At 65.3% G+C, this 13,078-nt stretch carries 12 protein-coding genes; 7 read left to right on the forward strand and 5 right to left on the reverse strand.

The window, feature by feature from the left end; translation table 11 throughout:
• Positions 1 to 55: 55 nt before the first annotated feature.
• Together H4W01_RS21970 and H4W01_RS21975 are read right to left on the reverse strand one after the other, a co-directional pair.
• Positions 56 to 703: a DUF1345 domain-containing protein gene (locus H4W01_RS21970; RefSeq protein ID WP_010406325.1), complete on the reverse strand. Its 648-nt coding sequence runs from the start codon at positions 701 to 703 to the stop codon at positions 56 to 58.
• Between the two features lie 36 nt (positions 704 to 739).
• The gene (locus H4W01_RS21975) at positions 740 to 1,567 is read right to left on the reverse strand and encodes a sulfite exporter TauE/SafE family protein (RefSeq protein ID WP_010406326.1); all 828 of its coding nucleotides are present in this window, start codon (positions 1,565 to 1,567) and stop codon (positions 740 to 742) included.
• A gap of 236 nt (positions 1,568 to 1,803) precedes the next feature.
• Here H4W01_RS21975 and hisS point away from each other — a divergent pair, with 236 nt between their 5' ends.
• From hisS to H4W01_RS22005, 6 genes are all read left to right on the forward strand, one after another.
• Complete coding sequence (hisS, locus tag H4W01_RS21980) at positions 1,804 to 3,138, forward strand: histidine--tRNA ligase (protein WP_334685405.1); 1,335 nt, start codon at positions 1,804 to 1,806, stop codon at positions 3,136 to 3,138.
• Positions 3,135 to 4,208, forward strand: coding sequence for a peptide chain release factor 1 (prfA, locus tag H4W01_RS21985; protein ID WP_209613180.1), 1,074 nt, complete (start codon positions 3,135 to 3,137; stop codon positions 4,206 to 4,208). Before hisS ends, prfA begins: the two co-directional genes overlap by 4 nt.
• A 63-nt stretch (positions 4,209 to 4,271) precedes the next feature.
• Positions 4,272 to 5,153 carry a peptide chain release factor N(5)-glutamine methyltransferase gene (gene prmC, locus H4W01_RS21990; RefSeq protein ID WP_209613181.1) on the forward strand — a complete coding sequence of 294 codons (882 nt, stop codon included), beginning with the start codon at positions 4,272 to 4,274 and terminating at the stop codon, positions 5,151 to 5,153.
• Between the two features lie 234 nt (positions 5,154 to 5,387).
• A complete protein-coding gene (locus H4W01_RS21995; RefSeq protein WP_209613182.1) occupies positions 5,388 to 6,431 on the forward strand; it encodes a DUF4167 domain-containing protein in 1,044 nt (347 codons plus the stop codon).
• A gap of 91 nt (positions 6,432 to 6,522) precedes the next feature.
• Positions 6,523 to 7,938 (forward strand): DUF4139 domain-containing protein, encoded by a 1,416-nt coding sequence (locus H4W01_RS22000; protein WP_209613183.1) that lies wholly within the window; start codon positions 6,523 to 6,525, stop codon positions 7,936 to 7,938.
• A 14-nt stretch (positions 7,939 to 7,952) separates the two neighbouring features.
• A complete protein-coding gene (locus H4W01_RS22005; protein WP_334685406.1) occupies positions 7,953 to 9,452 on the forward strand; it encodes a DUF4139 domain-containing protein in 1,500 nt (499 codons plus the stop codon).
• A gap of 62 nt (positions 9,453 to 9,514) precedes the next feature.
• Here H4W01_RS22005 and H4W01_RS22010 read toward each other — a convergent pair whose 3' ends face one another.
• Together H4W01_RS22010 and H4W01_RS22015 are read right to left on the reverse strand one after the other, a co-directional pair.
• A complete protein-coding gene (locus H4W01_RS22010) occupies positions 9,515 to 10,474 on the reverse strand; it encodes an IS110 family transposase (RefSeq protein ID WP_209610096.1) in 960 nt (319 codons plus the stop codon).
• 273 nt (positions 10,475 to 10,747) lie between these two features.
• Positions 10,748 to 11,023: a hypothetical protein gene (locus H4W01_RS22015; RefSeq protein ID WP_209613185.1), complete on the reverse strand. Its 276-nt coding sequence runs from the start codon at positions 11,021 to 11,023 to the stop codon at positions 10,748 to 10,750.
• Positions 11,024 to 11,101: 78 nt separating this feature from the next.
• Here H4W01_RS22015 and H4W01_RS22020 point away from each other — a divergent pair, with 78 nt between their 5' ends.
• Positions 11,102 to 11,530 carry a CBS domain-containing protein gene (locus tag H4W01_RS22020; protein ID WP_209613186.1) on the forward strand — a complete coding sequence of 143 codons (429 nt, stop codon included), beginning with the start codon at positions 11,102 to 11,104 and terminating at the stop codon, positions 11,528 to 11,530.
• Here the strand turns inward: H4W01_RS22020 and H4W01_RS22025 are convergent.
• The gene (locus H4W01_RS22025) at positions 11,527 to 13,020 is read right to left on the reverse strand and encodes a lipopolysaccharide biosynthesis protein (RefSeq protein ID WP_209613187.1); all 1,494 of its coding nucleotides are present in this window, start codon (positions 13,018 to 13,020) and stop codon (positions 11,527 to 11,529) included. The two genes, H4W01_RS22020 and H4W01_RS22025, sit on opposite strands and share 4 nt — an antisense overlap.
• Positions 13,021 to 13,078: the final 58 nt, after the last annotated feature.

Below are 13,078 nucleotides of genomic sequence, written 5' to 3' on the forward strand. Positions count from 1 at the left end.
CGTGTAAGGATTGCTGTGACGGTGATCTAAGCGGCTCATGCGGTCGGCGTCCAGCCTAGGACGTGCTGCTGCTGCCGAGCACGTTGATGGTAAAGGCGAGTACGCCGATGTTGAAGACGAACGCCGCCAGGCAATGGCCGAGCGTGACGCGGCGGATCTGGCGCGAGGAAATTTCGACGTCGGAGGTCTGGAAGGTCATGCCGAGCGTGAAGCTGAAATATAAAAAATCCCAATAATCCGGTTCGGCGCAATTGGGGATTTCCAGGCCACCGGCATCCTTGCCGTCCCCGTCGCAATCCGAATAGAACAGATGCGCATAATGCAGCGCATAGACCGAATTGGAGAAGAGCCACGCCAGCACCAGCGTCACGATGACGAGCACCGTCGCGACGAGATTGGCTTTCTCCTGCATTTCCTTGGCGACCGAAGTGAGGATGACGACCATGGTCAGCCCGGTCAGCACCAGCAACCCTGCGCGGTTGGCGTCATTCGCGGCGGCGGCCTTGCGCATCTGATCGGCCTTGCCCTTGCGCAGCAAGGTCGAGATCGCGATCAGAAACACCGCCGCTGCGACATCGAACGCCCCCATTGTGCCGCGCCCCCAGCCAAAGGCGGGAATGGCGAAGAACAGCCCGGCCACGAACAGAATCGTGAACAGGATGAAGCGGGGCGGGGCGATTCTCTTGCCGAGGTTCAGGGTCATCGGCGCGGTGCTACCGCGCTTTTGAGCCAGCGCAAATCACATATGCATCGCGCGGTTGAACATGACCCCGGCGATGAACAGCAAGTACACGCCAAACACGCGCTTGAGCGGCTCGGCCGGCAGAGCGTGCGCCGACGCGACGCCAAGCGGCGCGGTCAGGATCGACATTGAGGTGATGATCGCCGCCCCCAGGAAATTGACATAGCCGATCGACCCGATCGGAAGGCCGGGCTTGCCCAGGCCGATCAGCATCCAGCCGATTGTGCCCGGCACTGCGATGATGAAGCCGAAGCCCGCCGCCGTCGCGATCGCCTTGTGGATCGAGCGGCCGCACAGCGTCATCACGATCACCGCGACCGTGCCGCCGCCAATGCCGAGCAGTGAGGAAAAGATGCCAAGGCTTCCGGCGATGCCTGCGCGCACCACGCCAGTCGGCATCGTATCGCTGACCTGACGGCGCGCGAGCTTGGGCACGAGGAAGTTGATCGACATCAGCGTGATGCCAACCGCAAAGATGATCGAGAGCGCCTGGCCAGTCAGCACGCGCGCGAGCATCACGCCGATGCCGACCCCGCCGATAATCCACGGGGCCCAGCTTTTCAGGATCTCGAAATCGACCGCCCCGCGTTTGGCGTGCGATAGCGTCGAGCGCAGCGCGGTAATGACGATCGTGGCGAAGGACGTGCCGATCGCGACATGGGTATATTCGGCGTGGCTACCGCCGAGTAGCGGCAACAACGCGATCATCGCCGGTACGACGACGAATCCGCCCCCGATGCCGAACAATCCGGCGGCAAAACCGGCAAACAGACCAGCGGCGAGCAGGGCAATGATCGCGGGCCCCCATGCGATCAACAAGCTCATGCGGAAAAGGGGACGGTGTGGGACGCAAAAGCGGCGGGACTTTGGGAAGCAAACGGACGCATAGCTACCTTTCCGAAACGAGCCGGGTGGAGTCCTGCGGATGCTGAAAAGGGAACTGTGGCCGTTCCCGTTGCGACAATGCTGCGATGCAGCGAAGGCCCTGTCAAGCGCTGTCATGGCCGTTATGCACAAGCATCTGGCGCTTGGTGCGCGGCTCGCTTAGAGAGCGAGCCTTTATGGCACGCATTGAAACCCCCAAACGCATTCGCGGCACGCAGGACATCTTCGGCGACGATCAGCGGCGCTTTGCGCGCGTGGTCGACACCTTTGACAGGGTGCGGCGACTCTATTGTTTCCAGCGCGTTGAGCTGCCCGTGTTTGAATCGACGGCGGTGTTCGCGCGCTCGCTCGGCGAAACGACCGACGTAGTGTCGAAGGAGATGTACACCTTCGAGGATCGCGGTGGCGATTCGCTGACGCTGCGGCCTGAATTCACGGCTGGCATCGCGCGCGCTTATCTGACCGAAGGCTGGCAGCAATATGCGCCGCTGAAGATTGTGACGCACGGTCCGGTATTCCGTTACGAACGCCCGCAAAAGGGCCGCTTCCGCCAGTTCCACCAGATCGACGCCGAAGTGATTGGTGATGCCGAACCGTTGGCGGATGTCCAATTGCTCGTGCTGGCGGACCAGTTGCTGCGGGAGCTGGGCATCACCGAGGGCGTCACGCTGCAGCTCAACACGCTGGGCGATGCCGAGACGCGCGATGCGTGGCGCGCGGCGTTGGTCGCGCATTTCGAGGCGCATCGGGGTGCGCTGAGCGAGGACAGCCTGGCGCGGCTGGAGAAGAACCCGCTGCGCATTCTGGATTCGAAAGACCCGCGTGACCGGCCGGTGGCGGATTCGGCACCCGATATCGACGCCTATCTCACGCCCGAAGCGCGCGCGTTCTTCGATGCGGTGACGGCGGGGCTGGACGCGGCGGGCGTGGCGTGGACGCGCAATGCGCGGTTGGTGCGCGGGCTCGATTATTACCGGCACACCGCGTTCGAATTCGTAACAGATCGCTTGGGTGCGCAGGGCACCGTGCTGGCGGGCGGGCGCTATGATGGGTTGATCGGCTCGCTTGGCGGGCCGGAGACGGCGGGCGTTGGCTGGGCGGCGGGGATCGAGCGGCTGGCGATGTTGACGGAGGAGCCGGAGGTTGACGAGCTTGATCTCGCTATAGTGCTTGAAGCAGATGAATTGACCGATGTTGCGCTCCGCATCGCGCGCGATGTTCGGCACGCTGGGTATTCAGTTGAAGTAGTGGCCAGCGGCAGCGAGCGGAAGCGTTTCGACAAGGCCAAGCGGCAGAATCCGCAATCGATCGTCACAGTTAGCGACAGGGTCACCGGGACGAATGATCGCGCGTTGATCGACATGCGTTGGCTTCGAGGTGATCAATCAAGGCTGCGCGGTATTTGGTTCAAAGTTCAAAGTAGCTGCAAGGCTAATTTCATTACGCCTTACGGGAAGGGTACGCTCACCGAACCTGGTGAGTTCAGAATTCTCTCGAAGCCCGACGCATGACTTCCATCTCCCCAGACCGCATCCGCCAGATCGAAGCGCGGCGTGACGAGCTTTCGGCGCTGATGGCGACCGGGGATTTGCCGTCGGACCGCTTCGTGCAGGTGTCGAAGGAATATGCCGAGCTTGAACCCGTTGCGCGCGCGGCGGGCGAGGTGCGGCGTTTGCGCGCCGAGCTCGATGTGCTGGCCGGCATGGAAGATGACGGTGACCCCGAGATCAAGACGATGGCGCGCGAGGAAATCGACACGATTCGCGAGCGCCTGCCGCTGGCCGAGCGCGCGCTGGCATTGTCGCTGCTGCCGCGCGATGCGGCGGATGAACGCGCCGCGATGCTCGAAATCCGCGCCGGGACCGGTGGGGACGAGGCTGCCTTGTTCGCCGCCGACCTGTTCCGCATGTATCAGCGTTATGCCGAAAGCCAGGGCTGGCGGGTCGAGCTGATCTCGACCTCCTCGTCCGAAAGCGGCGGCTTCAAGGAAGCGATCGCCTCGGTCGAGGGCAAGGGCGTGTTCGCCAAGTTGAAGTTCGAAAGCGGCGTCCACCGCGTTCAGCGCGTGCCCGCGACCGAGGCGCAGGGGCGCATCCACACCTCGGCCGCGACGGTCGCGGTGCTGCCCGAGGCCGAGGAAGTCGACGTCAAGATCGAGGACAAGGATCTCCGCATCGACATTTACCGCTCGTCGGGGCCGGGCGGGCAATCGGTCAACACCACCGATTCGGCGGTGCGCATCGTCCATATCCCGACAGGCCTCACCGTCATCCAGCAGGACGAGAAGAGCCAGCACAAAAACAAAGCCAAGGCGATGCGCGTGCTGCGCACCCGTTTGTACGAGGCCGAGCGCGACCGTCTGCACCAGGAGCGTGCGGGTGCCCGCAAATCGATGGTTGGATCGGGGGATCGTTCGGAGCGGATTCGGACGTATAATTTCCCGCAAGGGCGCGTGACCGACCACCGCATCAACTTGACGCTGCACCGGTTGCCCGAGATTCTGGCGGGCGAGATGGATGAACTGCTCGGCGCGCTGATCGCGCAGGACGAGGCCGAGCGGTTGGCGAGCCTTGACTCTTAAACTCCCCTCCCGCGTGCGGGAGGGGCTGGGGGAGGGCAGTGCGATAAGCGCGCGGTACGAATTATGACAGCCCCTCCCCCAACCCCTCCCGCACGCGGGAGGGGAGTTAGAGTCGCGCTCGCTTCGGCAACCACCGCGCTTACTCCTGTCTCGGCGACGCCGCGGCTCGATGCCGAACTGCTGATGGCGCATGCACTCGGCGTTTCTCGCGAAACGCTGCTGCTCCAGCGGCTCGATTCCCCCACGCCACACAGCTTCGGCCCGCTGCTGGCGCGGCGGCTCGCGCATGAGCCGATTGCCTATATCACCGGCAGCCGCGCCTTCTGGACGATCGAGCTGGCGGTGGGGCCGGGGGTGCTGGTGCCGCGCGCCGATAGCGAGACGCTGATCGAGGCGGCGGTCGAACATTTCGGCACGGCTGGCCCCAAGACCGTTCTCGATCTGGGCACTGGGCCTGGCACCTTGTTGCTGGCGGCGCTCGACCAATGGCCTGCGGCCACCGGATTGGGCGTCGATGCGTCGCCCGAGGCGCTGGCTTATGCAGAACGCAACCGGCTTGCGCTCGGGCTGGGCGCGCGCGCAACCTTGCGGCGGGGCGATTGGGGCGAGGGCGTGACCGAGGCGTTCGACCTGATCCTGTCGAATCCGCCCTATATCGGTACGCAGGAGCACCTTCCGGCCGAGGTGCGCGACCATGAACCGGGTGCTGCCCTGTTCGCAGGATCGGACGGGCTCGACGATTATCGCCGCATCGCCCCGCAACTGCCCCGCTTGCTCGCGCCAGGTGGTGCCGCGATCCTTGAAATCGGGGCGACGCAGGCCGCTGCCGTCACCGCGCTGCTGGAAGCGCAGGGCCTCGCCGTGGCGCTGCGCCATGATCTCGGCGGGCGTCCGCGCGCGCTGATTGCGACGCACTCGTCCGAATTGGTCACGCGACGGTCATAATATTCCGCTTGGCGATTGGCTTTGCAGTCGCTATTGAACGGCGCAGGGGCTCGCGTTTTCATCGCAACTGGTTGAAAACGGGCTGTAGCCTGCATCCTTAGTCATGCAGTCGCTGTCGTCCGGCGACCGTGGCGGGCGCGCGTTGCCGATGGTCGGCGGCGGTGCCGGGGGCATTTGCATCCAGATTTGTTGGAGCACGGCCGGGTTGGTTTCCAAGCACAGGACAACAAGAACTTGATCAATAATCGTCAGGCCGGCCGCCGTCGCGGCCGTGGCGGGCAGCAGCAGCGCTCGTCGGGTGGCAATCCGGGTCGTCAGGACACCGGCAATCGCATCGACAATCGCGCGCGCGGCAATGCCGCCCAATTGCTCGAGAAATATAAGACGCTTGCGCGCGATGCGCAGATGCAGGGTGACCGCGTCAACGTCGAATATTATCTGCAATTTGCCGATCATTACTTCCGCGTGCTGGCCGAGACCCGCGCGCGCTTCGAGGAAAATGGCGGCGCGCCATCGACCCGCCGCATCCAGGGCGCGACGCTCGATGAAGACGAGCCCGATTATGAAGATGAGGGCGAACGCGTTCAGGAGCAGCCGCGCGGCGACCAGCAGCGTGGCGGCCAGAACGGCAACGGCCAGCAAAATGGCTATCGTCAGGACGGCAACCGCCAGGATGGGCGCCAGGATGGCCGTCAGGACGGTAATCGCTCCTACAACCAGAATGGTGGCCATCAGCAAAACGGCAACCAGAATGCCGCGCCGCAGAATGGCGCAGCCGAAGCGCGCGGTTCAGGTCAGGGCTATGATGATCGCGGACGGGGCCGGGCGAACGGCAACGCGCAAGCCAGCGAAGCCGGCGAAGGCGGTTATGAACGGCAGGCCGACGCGCCGCGCGAAGAGCGCGGTGAGCGCCGTCCGCGTGGCGATCGCTATGAGCGGCAAGACCGCGTAGCGCGGACCCCCGAGGCGAACGACGCTGCGGTGCCGACGGAAACGGTTGTGCCGTTTGAAGGTGCGCCTGCCGTTGAAGGCGTGGTGGCGGTCGAGCCGGTTGCGGAGGCACCGCGTCGTGGTCGGGGCCGTCCGCGGCGCGAGCCCGTTGTGGTTGCCGTGGTGAAAGACGCTGACGAGGATAGCGGCTTCACCGCCGATCGCCTGCCGCCGTCGCTCAACCTCTCCGCCGTCGTCGAGTCCGACAGCGAGGGCGAAGTGATCGAGAAGCCGCGCCGCCGTCGCGGTCGCCCACCTGGCAGCACGGCGAGCACGCCAAGCGAGTAACCGGCGGCTCCTTCTCGCGGGCCTGACGATGGGATTGTAACATCGTTGTTATATCCATAGCCTAGGCCCGCGATAACGGGAGAGCGATGACATGCGCATGTGGCTGGCGACGACGATGCTCTGCCTGCCCGGCGTGGCGACCGCGCAAAGCGCCGCCCCCGACCTGGTCGCGAGCAGCGCGCAGGGGGAGCTGTCGGTCACCATCTACAATAATAATCTCGCGCTGATCCAGGATACCCGACAATTGGCCCTGCCGCGCGGTCGATCGCGCCAGGAGTTCGCCGACGTCTCGGCGCAGATCCGCCCTGAGACGGTGACGCTCACCGCCGCCGGGGCCGGGATTGTCGAGCAGAATTTCGATTACGACCTTCTCTCGCCCGAAACCTTGATGAACAAATCGGTCGGCCAAAGCGTGACGCTGGTGCGCACCAACCCGGCGACTGGCGCCGAGACGCGCGAGGCGGCCCGCGTGCTCGCCAATAATGGCGGCACGATCGTCCAGGTCGGCAACCGCATCGAGATCCTCGACAGCAATGCTGGCCGTGTTGTGTTCCCGTCGCTTCCCGCCAATTTGCGCGCGCGGCCGACCTTGTCGGTGACGCTCGACAGCGCGAACGCAGGCACGCGCCCGGCGACACTCAACTATCTGTCGCGCGGGCTGAGGTGGAAGGCCGACTATGTCGCCTTGTTCGATGAGAAAGCCGGCAAGCTCGACGTGCAGGGCTGGGTCACGCTGACCAACACCACCGGCACCACCTTCAACGCCGCGAAGACGCTGCTGGTCGCGGGGGCGGTCGGCACGGTCGACGGCGGCAATCGCCCGAGCTTTTACGGTGGTCGCGGCACGCCCGGCCCGCGCGGCAATCAGGCTGGCACCGAGACGGCGCGCCGTGAGCAGCTTGGCGACTTCTATCTCTATCCACTGGCTGAGCGCACCACGATCGCCAATGCGCAGACCAAGCAAGTCAGCTTCCTCGACGTGGCCGGGGCACTGGCGGCCAAAACCTATTTCTACCGCAACCCCTGGCTGCAAAAGCTGGACGAGGCGGTCAGCGTCGACACGGTGCTGAGGTTCAGCTCGTCGCGCGAGGGCGGTCTTGGCGATGCGCTGCCGGCAGGCACGGTGCGCGTCTATATGCGCGATGCGCGTGGCGCGCCGCAATTCATCGGCGAAAGCGAAATTCCGCACACCCCGATGGGATCGAAGCTCGCGCTCAAGACCGGTGAAGCGTTCGACGTGAAGATCCTGCCCGTGGTGGAAAAGCGCGAGCGGATTTCGAGCGAGCGCTGGCGCACGACGATGCGCTATACCCTCACCAATGCGCGCGCGCAGGGCGTGACAGTGGAACTCGCCCAGGCCGGTCTTGATGGCTGGTGGCACGACACCAAGATCACCGACGAAAGCCAGCCGAGCACCCGCGCCGATGCCGATGAGGCGGTGTGGCAGGTCGCCGTCCCCGCCAACGGAACGGCGAGCGTCACTGCGACCTTCGACACGCGGTTCTGAGCGCGGTGCGGCGCGTGCTGCGCTGGATGGTGGCACTGCTGGTCGGCGCGCTGGCGAGCGCGGCACCCGCGCAAACTGTATCGCCCGGGCCCGGCCGCGTTGCCGTGACGATCTACCGTGCGCCCCGGCGTGCGCCCGATCAGGCGATCGATCGCGCCTGGCTGCAAGGCTATGCGCTGATCACCGAACAGCGCCGCGTGACCATCCCGGCGGGGCAGACGACGCTGCGCTTTGAAGGTGTGGCGGCGGGGATTCTGCCCGAAAGCGCGATCGTCACCGGCCTGCCGCAGGGGGTGCGCGAGAAAAATCTCGATGCCGATCTGCTCTCGCCGCGCAGCCTTTACGCGGGCAGCTTTGGCCGTCCGGTGACGATCCGGCGGACGATCGCCAAGCGCATCGTCGAGGAGGACGCGATCCTCCGCTCGGGGCCGGATGGTGCTGCGATCCTGCAGACGCGCGACGGCTTCATCGCCGCCGATTGCGCACCATCGCAGGATGCGCTGGTCTATAACCGCGTGCCCCCTGCGCTTGCTGCCAAGCCAACGCTGTCGGTCGAGCTCGATTCGCCCGCCGCAGCGAGCGGCACCGTGACGCTCTCCTATCTCGCCTGGGGGTTTGACTGGCAGGCCAATTATGTCGCGACGCTGCGCCCCGATGGCCAGAGCGCCGATCTGCTCGCGTGGGTGACGCTGGCCAGCAGCGACACCACCAGCTTCGCTAATGCCGAGACGATGGTGGTGGCGGGGGCGGTCAAGCGCGAAGGCAGCGCACCCAATCCAGCCTGGAGTGCCCGCGACGAGTCGCTCACTTTTGCGTGTTTCGCACATCCCATCGAGGTTCCGATGATGGCGGTTTCGGCTCCTCCGGCACCCGCGCCGATGGCGTTTGAGGCGGATATCGTCGTCACAGGGACTCGCTTACGGCGCGCGATGGTTCAGCAGGAAGATCTTGGCGACCTGAAACTCTACCGCGTGCCCGATCGCACCACCGTCGCCGCGCTCGCGCAAAAGCAGGTGGCCTTGCTCGATCGCGCGGCTGTGCCGGTCAGCATCGTCTATGTCTCGACGGTCGACAGCAATGGCGATGCCGAGGCCCCCCGGATCACGCTGCGCCTGCGCAACCGGACCGATCAGGGGCTGGGCGTGCCGCTCCCAGCGGGCCCGGTCGCCTTGTTCCAGCCGCGCGGCGACACGGCGCTGCTGATCGGCGAGGGCGCGATTGCCGATAAGGCGGTGGGCGAAGAGGTCGAAGCCGGCGTCGCCGAGGCCAGCCAGGTGACGATCGAAAGCGCGCATCCCGACAGTAGCAAAGATTGGGAAGCGTATCGCCTCACCGCGCGCAACGCCAATCCCTATCCCGTGCGCTTCGAGGCCCGTTTCGCGGGCGAGGATTTGCCGCGCATGACGCGCACGACGGAGAAGCTCACGCGCAAGGATGGCAAAGCGGTGTGGTCGGTGGAGATCCCCGCCAATGGCAGCCGCAGCTTCAGCTACCGCATCAAGGATAGCGATTAGAATCGGGTGATCTTTCACCAGTTCCGTTCGTTTCGAGCGAAGTCGAGCATCTGTGTTGGCGGTCAAGGGGTGACTTGCGTCCAGTGTCGATTTTCAGTGATGAGGGTGTTTGCAAGGACGACGATTTTGCGGGCGACGGCAGCGAGCGCCAGTTTGGCGGGTTTGCCGCGTTCGATGAGGCCTTGGTAGAATCGTTTGAGATCGGCGTTGCGGCGGCTGGCGCTCAGCGCCGCCATGTAGAGGGCACAGCGGAGCTGGGCACGCCCGCCATGGATGCGGCGCTTTGGCTGGGATGTCCCGCTATCCCGCGCAAAGGGAGCGAGCCCGGCAAGGGCTGCGGCCTGCTTGGCGGTGATGCGGCCGAGTTCGCCGAGCTGGGCGAGGAAGGCGAGCGAGGTGACGGGGCCGACGCCGGGGATTGAACGCAGGATGCGGGCCTTGCGGTCGAGCTCGTGATCGGCCCGGATCATGGCGTCGATCGTGCTATCGAGCCGGGCGATATGGCGCTCGAGCGCGCGCAGGCGGGTGGCGAGTTCGCGCCGCAGGAAGGCGCTGGTGGCAGCGGCGAGACGATTGCCGAGCGCGGTGCGTTCAGCGATCGCAGCCTGGCGGGCGCTGGCGAGTTCCTGAAGCTCCTCCTGCGCCGGTGTCGGCGGGGCGACCGGATCGGGGCCAAGCCGCTCGGCCATGCGCGCCAGCATCGCGGCATCGATCGCATCGGTCTTGGCGAGCGTGCCGGACGCCTGGGCGAACAGCCGCGCGCGCAGCGGATTGGCGAGCGCGACCGGCAGACCGGCTTCATGCAGCCGACGATGGACGGCGCGGTGATAGCGCGAGGTCGGCTCCATCAGCACGAGCGCCACCGCGTGCTGGGTGAGCAGCGCCACAAGGTGGCGGTGGCCGTGCGCATCGTTGGTCACGCGCAACCGCTCGCCCAGCGGGTGCAGATGCACATCGAGATGCGCCTTGCTCACATCGATGCCGACATGGATCGTCGGCGTTGCCTCGGCCTTTTCTTGCATTCGGGTCTTGCTCCCCATCATCTGTTCAGGCCAGACAAAGAGGACGGACGGACCACGCTCGACTGCGGCACATAGCCCAGAAACCCACGGTCCCGCCCGTCCGACCTGCAGGGGCGGCCACCCCTGCAGGTCAACCCTTCTGGATCACCAGATCAGGCCAGCCGCAACATGCAAGAAACCTGGCACAGCGATTGTTGCTGTTTCTCGACTTCGCTCGAAACGAACGGGGCGAAGTGAAATCATCGCGCTCAAGCGTCCGAGGGTGGCCCTCCCTCAATCCCGCCGATCGACCGATTCATCATGGCCCGAACCCGAGCTCAGGAAGATCAAGCCCATCAGCACCGCGCTCAGCATGATCGATCCGCCCGCGCCGCCGATGACCGCGAGAATCGCGACCCACCCCATCGGGCCATAAACATGCTGCAGCACCACGATCGCCGCGACGATGAACACCGCCGCCAGCACCGCCATCCAGCCGAGGATGCGGCGAAAGCGTGCCCAGGCAAAGGCGGCATAGTCGGGATCATCAAGGCCGGGCGGAGTCGTCATTGCTTCCCATAGAGCGCGAAACGTGAAATCCTCAAGCGCCTGAGAGACTCGAATGACGAGCGCAGTAGGAGAGAGCCGATGACGATCGCAGCAATCCTGGGCAATAAGGGCCGCGAAGTAATTTCGATCACCGCGCAGCAGAGCGTCGGCGACGCGGTGGCGGTGCTGGCGACGCGCCGCGTCGGCGCGGTGCCGGTGATGGAGGGCAACCGCGTCGTCGGCATCTTTTCCGAACGCGACGTGATTCATGCGATCCACGCGCATGGCGCAGACGCGATGGCGCGCAGCGTCGGCGATACGATGACCGCACCGCCGATCACCGTGACGCCGGGCGAGGCGGTGATCGGTGCGCTCTCGCTGATGACACGGCGGCGAATCCGCCATTTGCCGGTGGTCGAGGGGGATACGGTGATCGGCTTCGTGTCGATCGGCGATCTCGTCAAATATCGCATCGACCGGATCGAGGCCGATGCCGAGGCGATGCGCAGCTACATTCAGTCGGCTTAGGCGGGCGCCAGCGGCGCGGGCTGTTTGCGCACCACCGCGATCATTTCGCGTACCACGCCGCGCGCGAACAGCGCGAGCCAGCCACCATAGACGCCCGCGCCGACCGCCACCAGCAGCGCAAGGCGCGGGAAGGGATGCATTGCGGGCAGGGCATCGTCGACCAGCGTCACCGCCAATGCCATCGCCAGCGCCGCGAGCAACGCGGGCGCGATGGCATCGGCGATCGCGCGCGGCGAGGCCCCGATCACCGGCAGCGATCGCCACAAGCTGACGCCGAGATAGGCAGGATAGGCGCAGATCCACGCCGTGGCGAGGCCGGGCGCACCCCAATGCACTCCGATCAGAAACGCGATCGTCAGCACCAGCGCGCCGACCGCGCCGTTGCGCACGCCGATTCCCGGTCGCCCGCAGGCGTCGCACGCCGGCTGCAGCAACACCTGCAGCGTCATGAATGGCATGGCCAGCGCCAGCAAATGCACGATGGGCGCGGCTTCGCGCCACTTTTCGCCCAGCACCGTCAGCACCAGCGGTTCGGCGGTGGCGGCCAGGCCGAAATAGAAAGGGAGGGCTGCAAGCATGATGATCCGCACCGATCGCGCAAAAGCGGCGGCGACCAACGCGCGATCATGCTGGATCCGCGCATAGGCCGAAAAGGCGACTTCATTGAGCGGGGGCACGAATTTCGAAACGAACACCTGCGTCAGGAACAGGCTCTCGGTGTAGATGCCGAGCGTGTGCGGGGTGAAATGCCGACCGGCGATGAACACATCGGCCTGGCTTTGCGCGAACCAGAAGAGCTGGCCGACCGCCATCACCCCGCCATAGCGCGCCAGCGTGCCCGCGCCGCGGAAATTGAAGCTCGGCCATACCAGCGATTTGGCGACGATCGTCATCCCGATCGCGCGAACGCTGAAGAGGACCAGGGGCGCGAGCACGAGCGTCCACACACCCAATCCGGCGAGCGCGCCAGCAAGCGCCGCGCTCGCACTGGCAATAGACGCAAGAATGTTCACCCGCGCCTGCAGCTTGAATTCCAGCGTGCGGGATAGCAGCGCGTAGGGCAGCGCAATGAAGGGGGTGGTCAGATAGAGCAGCGCCTGGACCTGCAGCAGGTGCGCGACGATCGGCTGGCGATAATATGCCGCGGCGGCGGGGGCGAGCACGAAGACCTGCGCCGCGGCGAGCGCACCGTTGAGCAACAGCAACATGCCGAACAACTGGCGCACGTCGCGTGGTGTGATCTCCGGCTTCTGGATCAATCCGCTGGCCAGTCCATAGCCGTTGAGCATGTTGAGGAAGACCAGCACCACCCCGGTCATCGCAAACAGCCCGTAATCGTGCGGGTCGAGGATCCGAATCACGAGGAAGGTCGATGCCCATTGCACCAATTGCGCGAGAATCTGGCTGCCCGATCGCCAGATCACGGCACTCCGCACCTGATTCGATAGCGATTCGGCAGGGGGATTCGCAGATTCGGCGGTGGCATCCATCCCCATGCCCCTAGCGCAAAAGCCCTTAAAGACCCTTAAACCCGCAGATTTCTGCGGG

The sequence above is a fragment of the Sphingomonas sp. PL20 genome, from assembly GCF_017875905.1.
GTDB lineage: Bacteria > Pseudomonadota > Alphaproteobacteria > Sphingomonadales > Sphingomonadaceae > Sphingomonas > Sphingomonas echinoides.

Coding starts and splice junctions, on each gene's coding strand:
- H4W01_RS21970 (WP_010406325.1), bottom strand. CDS start 703: ATGACCCTGAACCTCGGCAAGAGAATCGCCCCGCCCCGCTTCATCCTG.
- H4W01_RS21975 (WP_010406326.1), bottom strand. CDS start 1,567: ATGAGCTTGTTGATCGCATGGGGGCCCGCGATCATTGCCCTGCTCGCC.
- hisS (WP_334685405.1), top strand. CDS start 1,804: ATGGCACGCATTGAAACCCCCAAACGCATTCGCGGCACGCAGGACATC.
- prfA (WP_209613180.1), top strand. CDS start 3,135: ATGACTTCCATCTCCCCAGACCGCATCCGCCAGATCGAAGCGCGGCGT.
- prmC (WP_209613181.1), top strand. CDS start 4,272: ATGACAGCCCCTCCCCCAACCCCTCCCGCACGCGGGAGGGGAGTTAGA.
- H4W01_RS22000 (WP_209613183.1), top strand. CDS start 6,523: ATGCGCATGTGGCTGGCGACGACGATGCTCTGCCTGCCCGGCGTGGCG.
- H4W01_RS22010 (WP_209610096.1), bottom strand. CDS start 10,474: ATGCAAGAAAAGGCCGAGGCAACGCCGACGATCCATGTCGGCATCGAT.
- H4W01_RS22015 (WP_209613185.1), bottom strand. CDS start 11,023: ATGACGACTCCGCCCGGCCTTGATGATCCCGACTATGCCGCCTTTGCC.
- H4W01_RS22020 (WP_209613186.1), top strand. CDS start 11,102: ATGACGATCGCAGCAATCCTGGGCAATAAGGGCCGCGAAGTAATTTCG.
- H4W01_RS22025 (WP_209613187.1), bottom strand. CDS start 13,020: ATGGATGCCACCGCCGAATCTGCGAATCCCCCTGCCGAATCGCTATCG.